Source organism: Bradyrhizobium sp. USDA 223, from assembly GCF_044909005.1.
GTDB classification, from domain to species: Bacteria; Pseudomonadota; Alphaproteobacteria; order Rhizobiales; family Xanthobacteraceae; genus Bradyrhizobium; species Bradyrhizobium yuanmingense.
This window is the reverse complement of the sequence record NZ_JBIYDR010000001.1, coordinates 5,146,274-5,168,788: the sequence shown is the minus strand read 5'-3', so window position 1 is coordinate 5,168,788 and position 22,515 is coordinate 5,146,274. Positions and strand designations below refer to the sequence as shown.

Here is a 22,515-nt window from a genome sequence, read left to right as displayed (position 1 = left end):
TGAGCGTCAGGCACTCTCTATACGCAGAGGTTCGAATGGCTGTTGCAACTTACGGTTCTGAAAGCGCTCATGCGCTGTCATCTGCGCGCGGCAGTGCGCTTCAGAGGCCCTTTCAGGTCGTCGTCATCGCTGCTGACTTTCTGTTGATCCTGCTGAGCTACGCGGCGGGAGCTTCGCTGTATGGCGTGGTGGTCGCATCGCCGCCCGACGGTGCATCGGTGGGAGCCGGATTGTTTGTCGGCGTGGTGTTCGTCGGGATCGCCTATTTCCGGGACGTCTATTCCACGCACCGCCTGCTCAATCTGGTTTGGCAGCTTCGAATGGCGGCCTTTATCTGGCTGACGTCGCTCACGATCCTCGCCGTTGCGGCCTTCCTGCTGAAATCGACCGACAATCTGTCGCGCGGCACCGTCATCGTCTTCGCCGTGATCGGCGGGCTCGGTCTGATCAGCCTGCGCTTCGTCTGGCAGGCCGTGTTCGGCACGAGCTTTGCGAGAAGCCGCCTGGTCGACCGCAAGGTGATCCTGCTCAGCCTGAAGCCGCTCGACTTCACCTCGAGCCGCTTCAAGGATTTGCGCAGGAACGGCTTCGACGTCATGCGCCATTTCGTGCTCGGAGAGGACCGGGATGACGGCCAATGGGAGCGGCAGATTCGCGACGTCATCCGTCAGTCGCGCGCGGCCAACGTCGACGAATATCTGCTCGCGATCGACTGGAACGAATTGCCGATGCTGCGCAAGCTCGGGCCGTATTTGCGCGCCGTTCCGCAGCCCATTCGCCTGCTGCCGGACGATTCCGTTGCCGACCTCGTGACCCGTCCGTTCCTGCCGGTCAGCGGAACCGTCGCGGTCGAGATTCAGCGGCCGCCGCTCACCATTCTCGAGCGGCTGCAGAAGCGCTGTCTCGACGTCGGCGTCGCTCTGTTCGCGCTCGTGCTGCTGACGCCGCTGCTGCTGACGGTAGCCGTGCTGATCAAGCTGGATTCGCCGGGAAGCGTCATATTCCGGCAGTCGCGCCGCGGCTTCAACGGCAAGCCGTTCGAGATCTGGAAGTTCCGCACCATGACGGTGGCCGAGAATGGCGACACGGTGACCCAGGCGACCAAGGGGGATGCCCGCGTCACCAAGATCGGGCGCTTCCTGCGCATGACCAGCATCGACGAGCTGCCGCAGCTCTGGAACGTGCTACGGGGGGACATGTCGCTGGTGGGACCGCGTCCGCACGCGCTCGCCCATGACAATTACTACGACGAGCTGATCAGCAAGTATGTCTACCGCCATCACATGAAGCCGGGCCTGACGGGCTGGGCTCAGGTGAACGGATTCAGGGGCGAAACGCCAACGATTGATCTGATGGAAAAGCGGGTCGAGTACGACGTCTGGTACGTCAGCAATTGGAGCATCTGGCTCGACCTGAAGATCATGGCCCGCACCGCGTCCGCAGTGATGTTCCAGGAGGCCTACTAGAGCATGATCCGGAACAGTGCGTAGCGGTTCTCCGAAAAGATCATGCTCCTAAAGGCGCGATGGCGATTCGTCCTAATCGCATCGCGCTTTAGCCGCTCGATCTCTCAATCGCCGGAAACCTCCGTCCCGGGGTTTCAGGTTCCATTTCGCGGCGGCCTGCGGAAGAGCCGCATGATCGCATCGCGCAGCGCGAGCAGCGGCGGCACGAGCACGAAGAAGGCTCCCATTGCGACGGAGACGATGACATGGCGGATCGAGAAAGGCTCGTCCTGCTCGATCTGGCGCCGGCTCGGGTCGATGGGCGCGGGTGAGAGCGTCGTCGCCATGGGGTGGCGGAGCGGCTTGCGTGGAGGGACCACGATCAACACGAACAGAATGTTGAGCAGGACCCAAATAGTCAAAATCGTCAGGACGATCAGCATCCGAGCCTACCGGAAAAATAACTGCGAGTAATGAGCCGAGATTAGCCCCGGGGAACCGAGAAAGAAAGATGCCTAAAGTTTCGGCATTTTCAGGCCTCAAGGCTCGGATCGTCTCGTCATATTGACAGCTGATGGCACCGGCACAATTTTCCCGGCGACCACCGTATCCGTCAATCCTTGCTTTTGGCTAGAGCAATAACTGCAAGTTGTGGATTCCGGACGAATACGGAGCCCGCGAGCAGGTCCGGAGCGCTTGCCGCATCTCCGGTCCGTGCGCGAGGGCGCAGGGGATGCCCATCCAAGCGACCGCCAAGCACGAATAAGGCCCGCTGCCAATTGGCAACGGGCCCGAGCTCATTCCAGTTGTTCAGTGGGAGCGGCGCCTCGCCTCCGCCTAGGCGTGCTCGACGTAATAGCTGTTGTGGTGCTTGCCCTTGTAGGCCTCGATGCGCTTGAGCATCTTCGGGTTCGCACGGTTGAGCACGGCGCCGATCAGCTTCTTCTGGAGGACTTCCGAACCCGAAACCGACTCCTGCAGAGCGGTTCGCGTGGTCTGGCCCCATTCGATGACGTAGACCATGGCGTCGATCAGGAAGCTGACGGCCTTGGAATCGGCCACCGGCATCACCGGGGCGAGATCGATCACGATGTACTCGTAGTGCTCCTTCAGCACCTTGAGCAGCTCGGCCATTGCCTTGGATCCGATGACGTCGGCCGAATTGACCATGCGCGAGGCCACTACGGAGGGCAGGAAATCCAGTCCCGTCTCCTTGCTTCGCTGCACGTGGTAGCCGAGGTTCGCGGGATCGTTGAGAGCCTCCACGAGGCCGGTCTTGGCGTTGGGCGCGAGCTCCCGCGTCAGCGAGCGCGTGTGCAGATCGCCGTCGATCAGAACCGTGCGATGCCCGGTGAGGGCGATCAGCTGCGCGAAATTGGCGGCCACCGTCGTCTTGCCCTCCTTTGGAAGCGAGGAGACGATTCCGATCACCTTGATCTCGCGGGTCAGACGCGCGACGTCGATCGAAACCTTGATGTTGCGCAAGGTCTCGGCAAAGCGTGAGAACGGATGATCGACGACGTAGCGGGGAGAGATCGGGAGAGCCGGTCTTCGCTGACGTCGGGAGCAACGCGCCGGCCTTCGTCGGCGGACGTATGTCCGGCAGCACGCCGAGGCATTTCACGCCGAGCTCATCCTCGACCTCGCCGGGGGTCCGCAGCACGTCGCTCAGCAGTTCACGCGCAAATGCCGCGCCGAAGCCGAGGCAGAGGCCGCCGACCAGGCCGCCCACGAGGGCGAGGACCGTCCGGGGCGAGCTCTTGCGGTCCGGCTTGGTGGCGGTGCTGATGAGGCGGGCCTCGCTGAGGGGAAAGCTCTGGTTCTGCGTCGCGCTCTGCAGCTTTTCCAGGAAGTTGTTGTAGAGATTGCGGTAGGTGTCGGCGGCACTTTCGAGATCGCGCAGCTTGACCTCAGCCTGGCCCTTGTTGCCGGCCTGGGCGACGAGGTCCTTTACGTTCTTCTCGAGCGAGGCCTCCCGGCTCTTCGCGATCTCATAGTCGCTGCGATAGGCGTCTGCGATCCGACGCAGCTCGTCAGCAATGTTCTTGCGCAGCTCCTCCATCTTGTTGGCCAGATTGACCGCCGCAAGGTGGGACTTGCCGTAGCGCCTGGACCAGTCGGCATATTGCGCCTGGAGGTCGAGATATTGAGCGCGCAGACGGGTGATCACCGAGTTGTTGAGGGCATCCGTCACGGTCGACTGCGCAACATCCTGATCGGAAATCGTGTCGATCCGGTCAAGCCGGGCCTTGGCTTCGGCGGTCGCAGCCCGCGCCTGAACTAGCTGCGTGTTGAGGTCGGACAATTGCTGCTCGGACATCAGGCCGCGGCTGGTTCCGACGATGTTGTTCTCGGCCTTGAAGGTCTGGACGGCGCGATCGCTGGCCGATGCCTGCTCGCTCAGCTCGAGGCTGCGCTGCTGCAGCCATTCGGTGGCCCGCTTGGTGGACTGATATTTGGCCTCCAGGGCGCCGACGAGATAGGCACTGGCGATCGCGTTGGCGATCTTGGCGGCTTTGTCGGGGCTCCGCGCTTTATAGCTCAGCGACAGGACATATGTCGTCAGCACGCGCTCCGTACGCAGATTCTTCTGAACCTGCTGGACGACCGCATGTTCGATTCGCTCCTGGCTTGCTGGTTCGCCGGAGCCGAATAGCGATGTCAGCTTGCCGATGATGATAGAGAGCAGGCCGGGATTGGAGCCGTTGAACTCCGGGTCTTCTGTCAGCTTCAGGCGGCGGACGACGGACAGAATGAGGTCGTCCGAGTTGATGATCTCCACCTGGCTGTCGACGTAGCCCGTGTCGATCAGGGCGCTGCTGGCGTTGCTGTCCTTGTCCAGAACTTGCGTCTGCCGCGTATCCATCATGATGCGGGCATTTGCCGTATACATGGGCTGCGCCATGGCCAGGTAGACGATCACCAGGGCCAGCGAAGCTCCCGTACAGACCGCGATGATTGGCCATTGGCGGCGAAGGACGTCGGCCACGCGCTCGAAGCTGAGGACCGCCCCGCCGAATTCGATGCCGAATCGGTGCCCCGACTGGAAATGTTCCCTAGGCTGGTACATGTGCTAATTCGCTGCCTTTGACGATCATGGATCAATTCGGAAGGGGGACGGGCTTGAATGGATTGGCCAGCTTGGTCCTCCACTCGCCCTCGAGCAGGGCGCCGCCGCGGCCCGGCTGCGGCGAGGTCTTGATTTGCGATTGGGCCTGGACGCCGGAGCTGTCCTCTCCGGCGCCGGAATAACCGGCCTGCACGTTGAGATCGCCGATCCGCTGCACGAAATCCCTGATCTTGCGCGCGGCGTCCGGCTTGGTCGACGTGCAACGTGCTTCGGCAAGGCGCAGCGCAGCGCCGATGGACGAGCGATCGGCTGAAGCCGACGCCGAGATGAGCGTCTGGACGGACGGCAGGACCGACGGATTCGTCGCGACGTAGCGCGCGAGCCAATACCGCAACTTCTCCTTGTCATTGCGCAACCGCTCGAGGAGCGAGGACGGCGACTTCACGAAGGTGTCGAGTTCGAGTTGCGAGGCGCGGTCCGAGAATTCGACGCACTGCGCGCGGCAAGCACCGGCGCTCGACACGATCAGCGCAGAACCAATCAAGACAATCGCTAGCCATCGCGGCTGCGCATGACGACGTATTAGTCCGCGGCCCATCCGTGTTCCTTGCTTCTGTTGCAATAGGAGAACAGGTGAAACTTGACAGGTAACTGTGTCATCTTTTTGTGCGACGCAAAAGCTGGTGCAAAGCTGGCGACAAAACAACCCAAGCTCGCTTGTTCGCCGGTTGCAAAAACAAGCTCTACAATGCCTGCGAGATCGGCAAATCACGCCCATGAATGTTGCAACCTGAAAACATATCGGGCACTCGCGCAGCCGCTCGTCGCAAAGCCGACACAAGTCACGACGCGCGTTATTGTTCCCCGTTGGCGAAAGAATTTTTCGTGCGACATTGGCACGCAGCAATCAATGTGCTGCAAGGACCTCGATCGCAACAGTGCCGAATTTCGCGCACACTTTGCGCGCAAATACTCGCAATCATCCCAATGCCGATTGGCTTGCGCGCCGAAGCAGGCGCACGTCGGATGAAAAGTGGCATGAACTTGGCGCTCGCATGTCCGAATGATCTGCAAGCTTTGAAATTATTGTCGGTCGTCATGCATCGAATGCGGCTCCGTGATTGCAGAGATTGATCACGCGTTGAGACCTGATACACACTGCTGCGGTGCAACAGCTACGGAATGTTGATGTGACGGAGTTGGTTCATCGTGAGAAGGCGCACGTCCTGCCGCTCGACAGCATCCGGGGGATCGCCGCGACTTCCGTGGTGATCCACCATCTGCTGCTGATGCCAACCTTTCTCGCGGCATTCCCGCACAACGCCTGGATCAACTGCTCCTTCTTCAGGAGTGCATGGCTGCTGGTCGATCTGTTCTTCGTTCTCAGCGGAATGGTCATGGCGCTCAGCTATGTCGAGAACGACTTCACGCGCTTCTCGCTGCGCGAATTTATGGTACGGCGCCTGGCGCGAGTCTACCCGCTGCATATCGTCATGCTGCTGGCAAACCTCGTCTTTCGCCTGCTGCGCATCGGCCTGGTCATGGCGGGGGTGGTCGTCGCCGCTCCTGCGGCGTTCGAAGTGAACAATGCCTATTCCTTCGGCCTCAACGTCCTGCTTCTCCACTCGATGGGGTTCATCGACTATCTCAGCTGGAATGCGCCGAGCTGGAGCATCAGCGTTGAGTTCTACACCTACCTGGTGTTTGGTCTGATCGTTCTCATTGCCCTGCGCATGCGCTCGCTGGCGTGGTTCTATGTCCTCTCCGGGCTGCTCGCGGTCGGAAGTCTCGTCTTCATCATCTTCGTGCTCGAAAAGAAGAGCATCGAGCTTCAGACGGATTTCGGCTTGCTACGCTGCTTCGTCGGCTTTTTCCTGGGCGTCTTGATGGTGAGGATCGTCGATCGCCTGCCGGCCAAGCCGGGGCCTGCCGTGCAGGGCGCATTGCAATTCGTCGCCATGATCGCGAGCATCGTCCTGGTGTCCCTGGCGGAGGCCAATCCTGCCGCGACCTTCCTCGCGCCAGTGATGTTCGCGATCTTCCTCGGCAGCCTGCTGGCCTTTCCGGATGCGCGGCTGGTGCCGCGGATCCTGGTGGCCAAGCCGCTGATCTGGTTGGGACGTCGTTCGTACTCGATCTATATGGTGCACGCGCTCGTGGTGCTGCTGGCTGAATACTTCGTGCGGGGCGTGGGGGCGGGGCGAATCGCCGCCCTGGATTCGATCTGGGCAGGCCTGCCGGCGACGCTGAATCTCGTCGTTTCACTGGCCGCCGTGCTCGCGGTTTCGCACCTCACCTATCTCTATGTCGAAATTCCCGGCGGCAGGCTCCTGCGAAATGCATTCGGAAGCCCCCCGGATTTTGCGCCATCCCCCGCCCAATCGGCGCGGCTGAGCAACTGAGCCGCGCATGAGCACCTTCGCGCTGCAACCCCGCAGGATGATGCTGATCAGCCTCAATATCGAGGCGATCGCGCTCGCAGCCTATCTGGTCCGGGATGCCTTCGGCGGTATGATGCGGTACTACACCAGCATCATGCATTTGGACGCGCTTTGGTTCGTGCCGGATGGCATTGCGCTTCTGTGCCTGGTCCAGTTCGTCGTGCATTGCATCTTGCGCAATCGCAGTATCATGGCTGCAGTTGTCCTCGTGCAGATCATGCTGTCGCTGGTGCTCGGCTACTTCATGCTGGGGACGGTCAACGCGGCGATGTCGTCGTTTAAGATGATGCTCCCGGTGTTCGTCGGATTTTGTTTCTGCGACACCAGTCTGGGCTCCTACAAGAAGTTGCTGTCGGTCATCGCCGCGACGTTCTACCTCTCGCTGATCGGCGTGCTGCTGACGAAATTCTACTTCATGCCCTGGGTCGGATACAAATATGAGTCCTTCGGCGCCGTTCGTGAGGCGGGTCGCTTATGGTGGGCCTATGGCGGTGACGATCAGCGTCTCACGGGCTTTGCTGCCGAAAGTACCATGGCGGCCTTCTTCATACTCGTGTCCTTCGCAATTACGTCGATCCGTAAGAGCACGATTTGGTGCCTTCTGTACGGCTCTCTTGCGGTCTACATCATCCGTCTGACGACCAGCAAGACGACCATGATCGTCCTCGTGCTCTACTTGATTCTGCTGGTGTTCGTGCGGATGCTCCCGGAGAAGTCGCGCTTCTCCGCGATACGAAACATTGCATTGTGGTCGTTTGCCGCGATCCTGGTGCCGTTCTTCATGATCGTGCTCGCTTCGGGTACCGCCGCGGTGCCGCACACGACCCTGTTCAGCATCGTCGACCGCATCAACAACAGCTGGCAACTGCCGTTCGTCTACCTGAGCCAGCTCATGCCCGTTGGTCTCGTGACCGGCTGTGGCGTGGGCTGCTTCAACTATCCGCAGAAGCTGTTCTCGCCGCTCGCGCCCTTCTGGGTTCCCGTCGACAATTTCTACATCGGCACGTATCTGATGTTCGGACTCCCGTTCGTCGCATTCATGGTGATGGTATTCCGGGCGACGTTCGGCACGACCGACGTCTACAAGCTGACGCTGATCTTCGTCGTCAACTTGTTCACGATCACCGTTCTGAACTACGGCCCGGCGTCCGGCCTGCTGATCATCGCGTTGAGCTTCAGCGAGGTGTTCTCGCGGCGCGCGGCCACCGCGCGGGCGGGCGACGCCGTGCCAATCATCGTACGGCCACCGATGCCGTCATTAGAAGGCTTCCGCCCGGATGCACCGGCGGCGAGCGGAAGCAGGTGAGAACGAACTATGCATAAACGGCTCGCATTCATCGACACGCTGCGCGGCATTGCCGTGCTGGCCGTCCTGGTCCAGCACGTGTTCGAGGTCATCCTGGAAAAGCACCCGACGGGTGTTTATTACGGGCCCCTCCACGACATATTCGGCTACTACATGAACTTTGGCCGGTTCGGCGTCGTGTTGTTCTTCTTCGTGAGCGGCTTCGTCATTCCGTTCAGCTTCCCGGACAGCGCCACGCCTGTGCGGGATTTTACGATCAGCCGCTTCTTCCGGCTCTATCCGGCTTATTGGACTTCGATCGTTGTCGGGCTCGTGTCGGTGCAGCTGCTGGATTCGAAGAGTTTTCCGCTGGGGCAGATCGCCGCTAACGTGACGATGTTGCAGACTTTCGTGAACGTCCCGAATCTCTGGGTGTTCTATTGGACGCTGGCGATCGAACTTTTGTTCTACGTCGGATGCACCATTCTCTTTGCGATGGGGCTGCTCAACCGGCGCTTCACGGCGGTGACCATCGTCGTTGCCGCCGCGCTGGTGGGAACCACAGCTGCACTTTTCATTGAGAGCAGGGCAGTCTCCTCGGTGATGGAGGTCGGCTTGAACCTGTCGGCGATGTTCCTGGGCAAGATCATCCGCGACACCGTCATTGGCGGCAAGCTGCGGTGGACGCATGTGACCGTCTGCACGCTTCTATATGCGGTCTTCGCCGCCACCCTATCCGACCGCCGGTTCGGTGGCGTGTATCAGGAGAATTTCTTCTACAGTTATTCGATCGGATCGGCCTATATCTGCGCGGCGGTTGTCTTCATCGGCTTTGCCGTGTTCGGCGAACGGATGGCCTGGCGCCCGATGGCATTCGTCGGCGTGATCAGCTATTCGGTCTATCTGATGTCGCCGTTCGCGATTGTCTACGTCCATCGCCTGGTATGGTTCGGCGACGGACCCTTCGGATGGTCGATCTTCCTGGTCGTCATCCTGGCATTGTCGATCCTCGTCAGTTGGATGACATACACGTTCATCGAGAAGCCCAGCATTTCCTTCGGGCAAAGATTCCGCTCCGCGCGAAGAAAGCCTGTCGTCCTCGAGCCAGTGCTCAGCACCCAGGGTGCCGCAGAGTGATCAATGCACCTCACCAGCCGGGCGCCGCCTATGATGGATCGTTCCTTCCTTCGGTCCAGGGCCTTCGTGCCATCGCGGCGCTGAGCGTGCTGATGGATCATTTCTACGACATGCCGAAGGCAGGCATGTACGACATCCCAAATCCCGGTTTTCTGCCGCCGCTCTGGCCCTGGCTGCAGTCGGTGATCAATGTCGGCGGGCACGGTGTCGAGCTGTTCTTCATGATCAGCGGCTTCCTGATTCCGGCGAGTCTGATACGCCACGGCTCGCTTTCGCGGTTCTTCTTCGACCGCGTCCTGCGCATCATGCCGGTGTTCGTCGTGCTGCATCTTGCGCTGTTCGCGATCGGGCCGATCGTGGCCTACAAATTCTTCCGCGGGATCGATCTCACCAGCTATCTCGGGATCTTTGCGGCCAACCTGTTCTTCGTGCAGGACGCGCTCGGCCTGCCCATTGCCCAGCAGAATGCCTGGACGCTGACCTATGAGTGGGCGTTCTACATCTGGTTTGCGCTGACATTCTCGATGTGGCGCGCCGGCGGCAGGCTGCTGGCTGCGCCTCTGATCCTGCTGGGCGTGGCCTGCCTGATGCGCTGGCCTATCACCGCGTTCTTCTGCATCGGGATGCTGTTCAGCGCGACGGGATTTCGCATTTCCATTCCCGGACGGCTCGGTCTGGTCGCAGGGCTCGTCTGCGGGGCCGCGCTGTATGCGAGCCTGGTGCTGTTTCATCCGTTCGTGGGCCTCATTCCCGGATTTCTGCTGTTCGCCATGGTGCTCGCTCCGGAATCAGGCCTCGGGAAGGCCCTGAGCACGCCGGCGCTCCAATATATCGGCAAGATCAGCTACAGCCTCTATCTCGTGCACCCCTTCGTGCTCTTCCCCTTGCAAGTGGTTGGCCTGAAGCTGGTTGCCGCCGGCGTCGACCGCTGGCTGCTATGGGCGGCTTTCATCGGACTTGGGCTGGTGATGTCATTGGCTGCAAGTGCGATCAGCTATGAACTGATCGAGGTCCGGCTGAGGCGCTTGCTGGACGGCGCGTTCCGCAGCACGTTCTTTCGACCGCTGAAAGTGGGGCAATCGGCTTGAGAGAGCGCGTGTCGCGCTCACTTCACGGTACGACCGGCGAGCCTGTGATAGGATCCAAGCAACCGTTCGGCAATGTGGTCCCAGTTCAGAGGGCCGGCCGCGGTCTGCCGCGCGCCGTCAGCCAACGTTGCGGCGAGTGAATTCGACGTCAGCACGCGCTCGAGTGCATCGGCGAGCGCAGTGGCATCGCCGGGAGGAACCAGGAGACCATTGACGCCGTCCGTCACGACGTCGGGAATGCCACCGGTGGCGCTGGCGACGACGGGACGCGCATTCCCATAGGCGGATGCGAGCACCCCGCTTTGTGATGCATCCTTGTAGGGCAAGGCAACCACCGTAGCAGATTGAAATAGACGTCCGGTATCCGCAGGCGAAATGTAGGCATTGATGGTCTTGACCGTCGGCATTGCCTCCATCCGGGCGCCGAGCCGTGTCATCTCGGGGCCGCGCCCGGCGACGATCGCTTCATGCGTGACGCCGCGCTGGGCCAACATGTCGATCGCGTCGATGAAGACGTCGAGGCCCTTGTAAGCCCACATCCGTCCAAAAAACAGGATGCGTCCGGATTCGGGCTCGGTGAACGAGCTTTTGTCCGGCGGAACCATCAGCACGCCGTGCATGCTGGAAACCGTCTCGCCCTTGAAGTCGGGCGAGGCGCGATGAAAATCGGCAATGCAGCTCTCGCCGTGCGTCGTGACGATCGAGGCGGCCGCACGCATGCGCCCGCGCCAGGCATCTTCACGGGGCGAGGTGCCGGAGCCGCCCTCCGAGTGCGGGATAGCATCGTGAACGGTCAGTACCAAGGGAATGCCGAGCGGACGCAGGAGCTGAATCAGCTTGGACGTGTAGATCTCGGGAACTTCGTGACAATGGATCACGTCCGGGCGGAAGGAAATTATGTCGATGAACGAGGCAGGGATGCCGATTGCGCCGCCGCGCCGCAGACTGAGGTCGCGAATCCGTGTCTCGAACGGCGCCGTCACGGCGATATCGGCAAGCTCCCATTGCTGGTTCGCGTCTTTGCGGTTGAGCACAAGCCGAACGTCGCAATGATGCGCCAATCCCGATGCGAGGCGGTAGGAATATTCCGCAAAATGCGGCGCGTAGATGGCCACGCGGAGGCGCTTGGCCATGTTAGTTCTTTCCGCTCCAGAGGTCGATCGGGAATGCACTCATCAAGGCACGATGATCAAAGTTGAGGCGCGCAGCTCCCCCCATCTCGCGACCTTCGTCAATACTCGTCGCAAACTCGACGGCGAACCGGCCGGTGCCCTCATAATAGTCATGATACTTGAACTCGGCCTCTCCGCTGCTCAGCCGTACGTATCGAGCCGGTATCCCGAATGCCTCGGCGACGATGATGCCGTGGAGCGAGCTGGCCAGAACCAGTTCAGCTTCGAGAATGGCGTCAATTCGCCGGTTCCAGGATCCCAGCGGTGAGACCACCGTATCGGCGCCAGGGTCGACGAGACTCAAATCGTGCAAATTCGGAACAAACACCCACGGCTTCTTGGCAGTAGGGCGAAAACGATTTGGAAACAGCTGAGGAAGTAGCAACGCCGGATCTCCGAACACTTCGGGAACCGCGATGCCCCGGCGCTGCAGAACTTCCCGGGTACGGGGGCCGCGCACCGCTCGCACGTCCAAATTCTGCACGCGGTGGTTGAGGTCACCTTGGCCGGGGCGTCCGTTTACGCCGCTTCCCCAGATCACATCGCCATTTCGCGCGTAGTGGAGCACGGAGCCGATCGCGAACAAGCGCGCTTGCCGCGGCACCTCATCGGCGAGCGTATAGCCGAATTGCCGCAAGAGATGGTCAACGACAACGATCGAAAGATGATCACCGAAATTGATCGTTCCGTCGTCGGGACGCCAGAAGAACAAGTCCACGTGCGGATAGGGCAGTTGATGAATAAAGTCGCAGCCGACCTCGTTGATCAGCCGTCGTAGATTGCCTCGAAAATTCATGCTGCCTCGGATGTAGCTGCTTTCTTGCCGTAGTGTCCTCGTAAACAAGGCGACTATTGGACCATAGCAGCCAATGGCTCATCGACGGTTGTCGACCTAACCCCGAATTGTGACAGGCTTCCAATTGCGCCACGAGATTATCAAGCCGCGCTCGATCGTTTCGGGCGTCATTTGGTCGGCGCTCGATTCCGCGGTCGGGCAGGCGCTCACGCTCGCAATCTACATGATCATGGCGCGGCTGCTGTCGCCGCAGATTCTCGGCATCGTGGCAACGGGAGCGCTGGCGCTCGAGTTCTGCAGGGCAGTCCTGATCGAGAGCATCGCGATTGCCGTCCAGGCGCGTCCCGATCCGAAGGATGAGGATTACACTGCCTCGTTTTGGCTCATCGCGGGCCTCTCCTTGTTTGCAGCACTCGCACTGTTCGCCTCGAGCGGCGCCATCGAACGATTCTCGGGTCTTTCGGATATTGCCATCGTTCTCAAGGGATTTTGCATCGTGGTGGCTGTGCAAGGCCTGTCACGGACGCACGAAGCCTGGCTGACGCGCAATCAACTCTTTCGATCCCTCGCCATCCGCTCGCTTTCTTCAATCTCTATCGGCGGGGCGGTAGGGATCGCGCTGGCGATACAGGGTTACGGGGTCGTTGCGCTGGTCGGACAGCTCGTCTCGACTTCGTTGATCTCGCTGGTCAGCCTTTGGATCCTGACGCCCTGGCGCCCTCGGCTCCGGGTCAGCCGGCAGGCTGTCATCGATCTCCTGAGTTATGCGCGCTACGTGGCACTGACGGGAATCACGAACTTTGCCAATGCCAATTCCGATCTGATTTTCGTCACTTGGTATACCGGCGCCGCCGGCGCGGGCTTCTACAGCCTTGCCAAGCGCCTGGTCAACGCCGTGAGTACCGTGATCGGGAATGCGTTGAACCGCGTGTTCTTTTCGACCATCGCTGGCCTCCAGCATGACCGGGAAGCATCGCGTTCGACGCTGGTCGACTTCGTCAAATACACGTCACTGCTGACGGCCCCGCTTTTCGCGGGGATAGCGGCTCTGGCGCCGGATCTCATCGTCGGTTTCTTCGGATCCAAGTGGGGCGAGGCCGCCCCTCTGCTCGCGATCATGTCGATCACCGGGTTCTTGACCACGATCGGCCTCTACAATCACTCGGTGATCCTGGCATTCGGCAAACCGCACTGGCAGACTTGGCTGACGCTGATCTACGCGGTTTCGAACATAACGATCTTCATCCTCGCTGCGCCATTTGGCCTTATCGCGATCGCTGTCGGCTATGTCGTTCGCGCCTTGTTGCTGTATCCGCTATCCGCCGGAGCCTCGATGCGGATCTTGGCGCTCGGCATCAGGCCCTATGCCGCGGCGCTGATGCCCGCACTTGCGGGCTCCGCGGTGATGGCATGCGCAGTCGTTGCTGCCTCCGTAACCATGCCGGCCGCGTCGCCATGGCTGCGTCTCGCCGCGCTCGTGCTGCTTGGTTCTTCGGTCTATCTTGCCGTTGTCATGGCGGTCGCCCGGCCGGCCGTGGTGCGGATATGCCAGGAAGTCTGGGGTCGTGTGCGGCGATCGTCTAAGACCTAGCCAGAATTCGGCTTGCACGCACCAGCTAGCTTGCGTTGGCCGCCTGTCTGGCCTCGGCAAGACCGAGCGGCTCGGGCTTCGGGACGCGGGCTGATCTTGCCCCGCCAGGCGCAAGCCGGTTGATCAATCTTCGAGCGGGATCTTCGACGTAGCGATATGTCACGTCGGCAACGACGGTCAGAACGATGCAGCAGACCAATGCAAACACCGGAAACATGCTTGGCTGAAGTCCGAAATAGTGCCAGGCCGGCTTGAAGAGCAGGATCAACAGCACTTCGTGCACCATGTAGATGGCATATGACGTGTTGCCGAGGCGGCCGAGCCAATCGGAGCCGGGAAACCGCGCGAAGGCGCTTTCTCCCGTGGCTGTGACGAGGATCGCGAGAGAGAACAGTATGATTGCAAGGTCGGGCTTGGCAAAGAAGTTGAGAACCAGGATCGAGACGGCAAACAGCGCTATTCCGGCGAATGCGACCGGCTTCTTGCGATAGTCGCTCGAGAGCCTGAACAGGACGGTTAGGAGAATCCCGTTCAGAAAGCTCGGAAGCGCCCGTAACATCCCGAAATCGAAAGTTGCCCCGTACATCTGTGAGCGTTCCTGCCAGATCGGCAGGTGAGCATGGGCAAGGATGCCGTAAGAGAGCGCGACGATGATCGCGAGCATCAGCGGCGAGATCCTCCCGGCCAGCAGCATGAACAATGGGAATAATAGGTAACAGAACAGCTCGGCGCTGATGGACCAAGCCGGCGAGTTGAAGCTGAGATGATCTGTGATACCCCACGCCTGCACGAGGAAGAGGTTTTGAAGGAAATCAGTCCAGCTCGCGTGGGAGGTCGGACCGGATATGCCGATGAGAGCAAGCACGGCGAATATCAACAAGGTGAGCAGATGCAAGGGGTAGATTCGCGCGATCCGCCTGACGAGAAAGCGCGCATAGGAGCGCAGGCCTGTCGAGCTTGAAGGATAGGAATAGGAGATCACGAACCCGGACAGGATGAAGAACATGTCCACGAACAGGCCATAGGACCCGTTCCAGGCCGGTGAGATGCCCTTGTCGATCAGCTTCAGGTGGAAGATGAAGACCCCGAGCGCGGCGACGAAGCGGTAGAAGTCGAGAACGACAAAACGTCTTGCTTCAGTGGCTTCCATCGGGCCTCGGAGTCCTTGCGCGGTTCGTTTCCCTTCTAGAGTCGAATTGTGACGCAAGTTCGCAAGCGCGGCGGCCCGCCCGAATTCATGGGGCCTATCCAATTGCGAATGGGAGTCAGCTCTGCTCATCGATGAGGCAGGCGACAAACGAACAGAGCCGGGACCCTGCACGGTCCCGGCTCCCTTAGCGCTGTTGGCGCCCGTTTGGGCAGATTTCGCCGTGCTTAGACGAACACGAAGTCGTGGCTGGTCAGGCTGGAGACGTAGACGTTCTTCAGCAGGATCGAATCGGTCGCCGAGAAAGTGATGAGCGCGTTCGTGCCGGACTGCGTGATCTGGAGCTGGCTGTAGTCCTCCGCCAGCAGTTTCGAGATCGCGATCGTGTCGTGCGTCGTCCCGCTGCCGGCCTGGAAGTTGAGGATCTGGTCCTGGCCGTGGTCGTACGCGATGGTCGTCGAGTTCGGCGCCGCCGAGAACACGTCATTGCCGGCCCCGCCCTGGATCGTCACGCCGCTGGCGACGGCCGTGACGTTGTGGGTGCCATCGGACTTGGTCTGATCGATGAACTCGAGCGCCTTGGCGGTGTTGTAGCTCTCGTGCTGCGTGACGCCGGCCTGTCCGTTGAAGTTGAACAGGAAGACGTCCCTCGAGCCGTCGGCGTGGCTGGCGATCTCCTGGGTCTTGATGCCGGCGCTGTTATAGATGTCGGTCAGCTTGCTGCCGTCATTGTTGATGACTTGCGTATAGTCCAGAGTGCCGTCGGCGTGGGTCCTTGTGATCTCGACGATCTTGCCCGAGGCATCGAGGTGCTGGTGCTGCGTCGTGTAGGACTGGCCTGTGATGTTGTAGTTCCAGTTGTCCGACGTGCCGTCGGCGTTCTTGATATAGGCAGCGGTCTTGATACCGCCGGTGTAGACCGTGGTGGAACTGTAGCCGTCGCTCTTGGTCGTCACCTCGCTGGTGATAATTCCGTTGGCGTCATACCAGCCCGAGGTCTTGGTGCCGTCGGCGCTCTGCGCAAGGGTGAATGCCAGGCTGTCGTCGGCGTGGGTCCGCACGATGTGCGTAAGGAAACCGGTGGTATCGTAGGTATCGTGCTCTTTTGTGTAGTTCTGACCGACGACGTTGAAGAGATAGACATCCCTCGAGCCGTCGGAGTGATAGTCGGTTTGTGTCTTCTTGAGGCCTGAAGCGTCGTAATTGGTCACGACGCTGCCACCGTCGCTGCCGACGACCTGGGTATAGTCGAGCGTGCCGTCGGCGTGCCAGCGGGTCACCTCCGTCGTCTTGCCGGTCGGATCGAGATGCTGGTGCTGCGTGGCATAGCTCTGGCCGGTGATGTTGTAGGTGTAATTGTCTTGGCTCAGGTCGGCATTGGTGATGTAGGCCGCAGTTTTCAGGCCGTTGGTATAGACCGTTGTCGAGCTGTAACCGTCGGCCTTCGTGATCACCTCGCTGGTGAGGACCCCCTTGGCATCGTACCAGTCCGTCGTCTTGGTCCCGTCCTTGCTCTGCACCAGCTTGAACGCCATGCTGCCGTCCGCGTGCTTCCGGATCAGCGTCGTGAGGAAGCCGGTTGCATCGTAGACATTGTGTTCGGTCGTGTAGTTCTGGCCGGTGATGTTGTAGAGGAAGACGTCCTTGCTGCCATCAGCGTGGTACTCGGATTGCTTCGTCCGTACTCCCGTCGAGTCATAGATGGTGACGACGCTGCTCCCGTCGTTGTTGACGACCTGGGTATAGTCGAGCGTGCCATCCGCGTGCTTGCGGGTGACGGACGTGACCTTGCCGGACGGATCGATGTGCTGGATCAGCGTGGTGTAGCTCTGGCCGGTGATGCCGAAGGCATAGTTGTCCAGGCTGCCGTCGGCGTTCTTGATATAGGCTTTAGTCTTGACGCCGTTGCTGTAGAGGGTTGTCGAGGTGAAGCCGTCGGCCTTTTGGACCACCTCGCTGGTGAGGCTGCCGGCGGCATTGTACCAGTTGGTCGTCTTGGTGCCGTCGGCGGTCTGCATCAGCTCGAAGGCCAGGCTGCCGTCGGCATGCAGGCGCGTCAGGGTCGTGAGGAATCCGGTCGAATCGTAAACGTCGTGCTGGGTCGTATAGTTCTGGCCCTTGATGTTGTACGTCCAGACATCCTTGCTGCGATCGGCATGGTAGGCGGTCTCGATCAGTTTCACTCCCGTAGCGCTGTACAGCGTGATCACGCTGCTGCCGTCACTATTGTAGACCTGGGTCGAGTCCAGCGTGCCGTCGGCGTGGCTGCGGATCACCGAGGTGACCTTCCCGGAGGCGTCGAGGTGCTGCACCTGGGTGGTGAAGCTCTTGCCCGTGATGTTGTAGGTATAGTTGTCCTGCGAGCGGTCCGCGTTCTTGACATAGGCGGCTGTCTTCACGCCGTTCGTGTAGAGCGTGGTGGAGTAATAGCCGTCGGACTTCTGGACGACTTCGCTCAGCAGGGTGCCGGCCGTGTTGTAGGTGTCGGTTGTCCGGGTTGCGTCGGTTCCGACATGAACGAATTTCGTCTGCACGCCGCCGGTGTAGCTGATCACGTCTTTGGAGCCGTCGCTGTGGACGATGGTGGTCGAGGTCGGCTGCCCGCTTGAATTGAGGCCGGTGTCGGATTTCGAGAGCAGCTTGCCGCTCGAATCGTAAGTCCTCGTGCTGGTCCAGGTCGCCGCCGAGTTCGTCACCGAGAACGAATATCCGCCCTGGATCTTCGAGAGCGCGTTGCCGTAATGGGCGATCATGTAGTCCATGGTCGCCTTCGACGCGACCTGCAGGACGTGGGAGTCGGTCAGGGTGATTGTCTGCAGCGCCGTCGAGTCGCTCAGATCGGACAGTTGCGGCACGATCTCCGCAGCCGTTCCGGTAACGCTGGTCCTTGTGTCCGGGGCGGGCGGCGTAGTCGGGGGCGCGTCGATCTCGATGATCACAGGGTGATCGCTGACCGGAATGGTGATGGTGCTGACGTCGGTGTAGCTGGCGATCGCTGTGGTGCCGGTCAGCGTGTCGTACACCTTCACGGTATGATGGACGGCGCCGAGGTTCACCGTCACCGTCTGGGCCGCATTGGACAGCTCGGTATCGGTGGCATCGTTCCAGAGCTTCGGCTCGGCCCAGACGACGAGTTCGTAGGCGCCATTGCTCTTGCCGAGCACCATGCTGTTGCCTGTGGCCGGCATGTTGCTCAGGGTGTAGTTCAATGGGTCAGTCGGCTGCAGGCCGCCCTTGCCGTCGTCGGCCAGGATGGTCGTCAGGTTGTGAATCGCCGTCGCGGCGAGCTTGGGCGTGCCGTCGGAGTTGAACAGGCCGAAATTGGCTTCGGGATTGGTGTTGGCGGCAGACGAGTCGCGGTCGAACAGCTCGTAGAGGTAAGTCGCGCTCGCGCCGGCCTTGTAGGCGACGACCAGCGTGTTCAGGATCGATTTGGCCTGCACCGTCTCGTTGACGCCGAGATACTGGGTATTGTTTTGCGTGGTATAACCGGTTTCCGTGATGACGACGGGCTTTCCCGGTGCCGCGCCCATGACGGCGCTCAGCGTCGCCGCAATGGAGTTGCTCGGATTGAGGCCGGTGCTGACATAGGCGTGGGCGTTGGCATAGTCGACCGAGCCCGACATGTTGCCGAGCTGGCTGTAGCCTTGCGGATCGTTGTAGGCCAATGACAGATTGTAGACGGGGATGCTGGCGAGCGCCGCGTTGGAATTGACGGCCTGATAGAGCGCGCTCTGGAACTGAGCCGCGGCCGAGAGGCTGGAGCTGCCATTGTAGCTGAAGGGCTGGTGATTGGCCTCGTTGAGACCCTCGATGGCGATGATGCTGCCCGCGTGGGTCGCCGCGAACTTCTCGAGCGAGGCGATGTACTTCTGAAGTCCGGCCGTCCCCGTCTGCGGCAGGGCGGAGGAGACCAAGAAGTCGAACTTGTAACCGGCCGCGGCGAGGCCCTCGACCACCGGTTGCGCAGCGGGGCTCGTCCCCATCGCGTCGCGGAGATGGGTGACGCCGATATATTCGAGGCTGTCGGCCATCAGCGCGAGGTTGTTGTAGCCGGTCCATCCGAAACCGGCGTGCGTATTGACGCCGATGGAGTTGATGAAGCCGCTGGCGGACAGGATGGTTTGATCAGACATTGCAAACTCGAGTTTGAGCGCGAACGAAATTGCTCGCAGGGATTTGCGTCGAAGCTTCTCTGTCGAGTGTGAATTTCAGATAAAAATCGAAGCTACAAATCGCGAGTGAAATGCGGTTCCTTGCGCAGGAACAGCTCGACTCGTGTTGCAGCAGAATGCTGATGCGATGCCCGTGCAGGATGGCGTGAGAAAGGCGCTTTCAAGATTTCCACGATTCACGCTGCTAAATATATGCGCAGGCGGTGCGAGTTCGATCCAATGCTTCGGCTTGAGAGCGTGTCATACGAACGCGGCGCTGGGGTGCGACTCTTCGTCTGCGTCATCGGATTGCACAGGGAGTCGGCAGATGCCATTTTCACGGGCGAGTAATTTGACAGATTCTATCGCGTTGGTTGCGTCCGTATTTTCCCGGATACTGCCATTTGGTTGGACCGGGGAGGCGCAATGGTTCCGTCCAGGAACTGAATCAGCGCGGTGGCCCAACGGCTCAGTTGCTCGCACGCTGCGTTCCGATCCATGCCGGTGCGGCGAATTAGTCGCGGCGGGCCAACATCAGAAAATCTCCGCGCCAACCGATAACGGCTGTCGCGATTCCGGCGATCAAGATCTTGCCGGCAAGCCATGTCGCGGGCTCGGTCGGCATCGCGCCGAGTGATCCGATCAGGACGGCGGCCACCACCGCCTGCGCGACCAGTGACCAGCGCGGGAATGCCTCGAACCGCAGGGTCGGACCGAGCGCAACCACGATCGTCGCGAGCGTGGCGAGGCAAGCGCAGCCGACCGCCTGTTGCGGCGACAGGCCGGCCCATGCCGCGGCCAGCGCAACGGCAGCGACGATCGCGAGCTGGCCGGCCGCGACGATCACGAGCCTCGTTGCGAGCTTCTCCAGGTGCGGAACGACCGCGACGGTCGCCTGGAGATGCGTGTGCAGGAAATAGAAGACGGCCACAACAGGTGCCGTCGTCAGGAAGCCATCAAGGCTCTCCCGCGGCACCAGGATACGGGCTGCATCCGGAATGAAGCCGACGAGACCGCCGAGCAGCACGAGGGTCGTGCAGACCATGAACTCGAACATCCGCCGCGTCGATTGCACCGACTTCATGACGGTTCCGTGCTCGAAATCCTTCACGACATCGGGATAGCTCACGGTGTGGATCGCTGCATTGAGGACCCAGAACGGGCGTTGCAGCAGGTCGAGCGCGATCGAAAATCCGGCGCCGGCGCCCGTCGCGCCCAGCCGGCCGATGATGATGAAGCGGAGCAGCACCGGCACCGAGAGATGGATGACGGACGCACCCGCCGCCAGCATGCCGTAGCGGGAGAAATCCTTCCAGTCGGCCAGCATCGTCCGCAGCGGAACGCGCTCCAGGGGGGTGCGATAGGCCACCAGCCCCGCGAGCAGGCCCAGGGCGTGGCCCGCACTGACGCCGAGCAGCGCCGCTTCCGCCGTTCCCCAAATCGCCGCACCCGCGGCGGCTCCGGTCAGAAGGGCGGTAGCGCGAAACGCCAGGAGAGAGGAGGCGACACCCAGCCGGTCGGACAGGCGGACCGACAGCAAATAGAGGTCGGTCAGGCCCTGAAGCACGGAGATGCCGAGGCCCAGCGCGATGATCCCGGCCGGGAGCACGCTGGCCAGAGATGCGCAGGCGCCGACCACGACGAGCGCGCCCGCGCTCGACAGGCCCGCGGCAAAGAGCGACCACCTCAGCCGCGCCGCCTCGTTCTCCCCGGCTGCTGCCAGGAAACGCAATCCGGCGAGCTGCAGCCACTCGAACATCAGGACGCAGAGCAATTGGCTCGAGGCCAGTGCCAGCGAGAAATTGGTGTAGTCGGCGGCGGGCAACAGATGACTGATCGCGAAGATCAGGATGATCGCCGCGGCGCTCTGATAGAGGTAGCCCGCCATCGCGAAGAGGCGTGTCATCTCGGAATGAGGCGCTCCTTGCCGACGGCCCGCGGCGCTTCAGTCGTTGCTGCGCGCACGCGCGACATTCGCTGCTCGCGCAATTGTTCATACAGATTCTTGTATGACGACAGCACGTCGGCAAATATCCATTTGTTGGTATCCGCAATGAGGCGCCGGCTGATCTCGTCGATCTTGTGCGGATCGGAGGCGACTGCGAGCATGCTGTCGGCCAGGGATCGAGGATCGGCTTCAGTCAGCCAGCCGGTCACGCCATGCTCGATCACTTCGGGCATGCCGCCAAAGCGCGTTCCGAGCAGCGGCCTGCCGGCCGCCTTGGCGTCGGCGACGACGAGCGGACCAGGGTCGTGCCAGATCGAGGGGGCAATCACCACGTCGACCTGCTTGTAGAAATCGTCCGGCACCACGAATCCCATGAACTCGATACGCGCATCCGGCGCGAGCGCCCTGAGGCGCCGTTGTTCCTCGTCGCTGACGCGACCGGCGATCAGCATCCGGATGCGATCCCGGGGCAGCATGGCAAGTGCCCGCATCAGATTGTCGATGCCCTTCTCCTCAGTGAGCCGGCCGATGAACCCGAACGTCACTTCCGTGGTGCAGACCGGGCGAGGGTAGGGCTCGCGCGGCGGCTCGGTCGAGGCGTTGCGGATCACGGTGCGGATCGGCGTCTCCGCGAACATGCCCATGTCGGTATGAATGGACAGCACGCGCTCGCTCACGCCGACCACGGCGCTGAGCCAATGCGTCGCCCGCTTGCGATGGAAGGTCAGGATGCTGCAGCTCGTGCAGGTGTGCTCGCAGGAGCGTCCCTTGTCGAAGCGCGAGCAGCGCGGACAGGTCAGATAATAGTCGTGAAGCGTGTGCAGCACCGGCACGCCGAGCTGGGCGGCAACGCGCCAGATCGCGGTGGTCAGACCGGACAGATTGTTAGAGTGCAGCACGTCCGGCTTGAAGGCCCGGATGCGTTCCGCGATCAGCGGCGCCTGCATCTGCCAGTCGTCGACAGCATGCCAGATGCTGCGCAAGACGGCGTTCTTCTGCTCCGTGAAGGGCCGGTAGATGTTCTGGACCGGCGCGGAATAGACGTTGATGCCGTTGCAGCTTTCGCGCTCCTGCCCAGGAGACGATGCGGCCCGGATCACCTCGACCTCGTCTCCGCGTTGCACCAGGCCTTCGGCGAAGCGCCGTGCGAAGATCTCTGCACCGCCGACGATCTTAGGGGCCTGAGGCGTCGGATAAAGCGTGGACGTCAAAAGAACTTTCATCACTGAACCTCATGTTTT

At 61.1% G+C, this 22,515-nt stretch carries 15 protein-coding genes and 1 pseudogene; 6 read left to right on the top strand and 10 right to left on the bottom strand.

What is annotated here, in order from left to right; translation table 11 throughout:
* Positions 1-35 precede the first annotated feature (35 nt).
* Positions 36-1,466, top strand: coding sequence for an undecaprenyl-phosphate glucose phosphotransferase (locus ABIA40_RS24015; protein WP_370129450.1), 1,431 nt, complete (start codon positions 36-38; stop codon positions 1,464-1,466).
* Between the two features lie 134 nt (positions 1,467-1,600).
* On the opposite strand, the gene ABIA40_RS24010 is transcribed toward ABIA40_RS24015, so the two are convergent.
* The 4 genes and pseudogenes from ABIA40_RS24010 to ABIA40_RS23995 form a co-directional block, all read right to left on the bottom strand.
* A complete protein-coding gene (locus ABIA40_RS24010) occupies positions 1,601-1,888 on the bottom strand; it encodes a hypothetical protein (RefSeq protein WP_036013954.1) in 288 nt (95 codons plus the stop codon).
* A gap of 394 nt (positions 1,889-2,282) precedes the next feature.
* A complete protein-coding gene (locus ABIA40_RS24005) occupies positions 2,283-2,831 on the bottom strand; it encodes a CpsD/CapB family tyrosine-protein kinase (RefSeq protein WP_404546337.1) in 549 nt (182 codons plus the stop codon).
* 349 nt (positions 2,832-3,180) lie between these two features.
* A pseudogene (locus tag ABIA40_RS24000) lies at positions 3,181-4,515 on the bottom strand (GumC family protein); the annotation flags it as partial.
* A 31-nt stretch (positions 4,516-4,546) separates the two neighbouring features.
* Positions 4,547-5,221, bottom strand: coding sequence for a hypothetical protein (locus ABIA40_RS23995; RefSeq protein WP_246732458.1), 675 nt, complete (start codon positions 5,219-5,221; stop codon positions 4,547-4,549).
* Positions 5,222-5,705: 484 nt separating this feature from the next.
* Between ABIA40_RS23995 and ABIA40_RS23990 the strand changes: the two genes are divergently transcribed.
* From ABIA40_RS23990 to ABIA40_RS23975, 4 genes are read left to right on the top strand one after another with little or no spacing between them, the layout of a single operon-like run.
* On the top strand, positions 5,706-6,917 hold the full coding sequence (locus tag ABIA40_RS23990; protein ID WP_370129454.1) for an acyltransferase family protein: 1,212 nt from the start codon (positions 5,706-5,708) through the stop codon (positions 6,915-6,917).
* A gap of 7 nt (positions 6,918-6,924) precedes the next feature.
* Positions 6,925-8,262, top strand: a complete 1,338-nt coding sequence (locus tag ABIA40_RS23985; RefSeq protein ID WP_157286760.1) for a hypothetical protein — start codon at positions 6,925-6,927, stop codon at positions 8,260-8,262.
* Positions 8,263-8,271: 9 nt separating this feature from the next.
* Positions 8,272-9,378 carry an acyltransferase family protein gene (locus tag ABIA40_RS23980; RefSeq protein ID WP_370129456.1) on the top strand — a complete coding sequence of 369 codons (1,107 nt, stop codon included), beginning with the start codon at positions 8,272-8,274 and terminating at the stop codon, positions 9,376-9,378.
* Positions 9,375-10,466 (top strand): acyltransferase family protein, encoded by a 1,092-nt coding sequence (locus ABIA40_RS23975; protein ID WP_370129458.1) that lies wholly within the window; start codon positions 9,375-9,377, stop codon positions 10,464-10,466. The genes ABIA40_RS23980 and ABIA40_RS23975 overlap by 4 nt, the downstream gene beginning before the upstream one ends.
* Positions 10,467-10,483: 17 nt before the next feature.
* Here the strand turns inward: ABIA40_RS23975 and ABIA40_RS23970 are convergent, their stop codons facing one another.
* Both ABIA40_RS23970 and ABIA40_RS23965 read right to left on the bottom strand, forming a co-directional pair.
* Entirely contained in the window at positions 10,484-11,599 is a 1,116-nt protein-coding gene (locus ABIA40_RS23970) for a glycosyltransferase family 4 protein (protein ID WP_157286758.1), read from the bottom strand.
* A gap of 1 nt (position 11,600) precedes the next feature.
* Positions 11,601-12,434: a polysaccharide pyruvyl transferase family protein gene (locus ABIA40_RS23965; protein ID WP_271538494.1), complete on the bottom strand. Its 834-nt coding sequence runs from the start codon at positions 12,432-12,434 to the stop codon at positions 11,601-11,603.
* A gap of 109 nt (positions 12,435-12,543) precedes the next feature.
* Here ABIA40_RS23965 and ABIA40_RS23960 point away from each other — a divergent pair, with 109 nt between their 5' ends.
* Complete coding sequence (locus tag ABIA40_RS23960; RefSeq protein WP_404543482.1) at positions 12,544-14,025, top strand: lipopolysaccharide biosynthesis protein; 1,482 nt, start codon at positions 12,544-12,546, stop codon at positions 14,023-14,025.
* A gap of 25 nt (positions 14,026-14,050) precedes the next feature.
* Here ABIA40_RS23960 and ABIA40_RS23955 read toward each other — a convergent pair whose 3' ends face one another.
* The 4 genes from ABIA40_RS23955 to ABIA40_RS23940 all read right to left on the bottom strand — a co-directional run bounded on the left by ABIA40_RS23955 (position 14,051) and on the right by ABIA40_RS23940 (position 22,497).
* A complete protein-coding gene (locus ABIA40_RS23955) occupies positions 14,051-15,175 on the bottom strand; it encodes an acyltransferase family protein (RefSeq protein ID WP_404543480.1) in 1,125 nt (374 codons plus the stop codon).
* Positions 15,176-15,399: 224 nt separating this feature from the next.
* Entirely contained in the window at positions 15,400-19,308 is a 3,909-nt protein-coding gene (locus ABIA40_RS23950; RefSeq protein WP_404543479.1) for an RHS repeat protein, read from the bottom strand.
* A gap of 532 nt (positions 19,309-19,840) precedes the next feature.
* Complete coding sequence (locus ABIA40_RS23945; RefSeq protein ID WP_404543478.1) at positions 19,841-21,232, bottom strand: hypothetical protein; 1,392 nt, start codon at positions 21,230-21,232, stop codon at positions 19,841-19,843.
* Positions 21,229-22,497 carry a glycosyltransferase family 4 protein gene (locus tag ABIA40_RS23940; RefSeq protein WP_404543476.1) on the bottom strand — a complete coding sequence of 423 codons (1,269 nt, stop codon included), beginning with the start codon at positions 22,495-22,497 and terminating at the stop codon, positions 21,229-21,231. Before ABIA40_RS23940 ends, ABIA40_RS23945 begins: the two co-directional genes overlap by 4 nt.
* Positions 22,498-22,515: the final 18 nt, after the last annotated feature.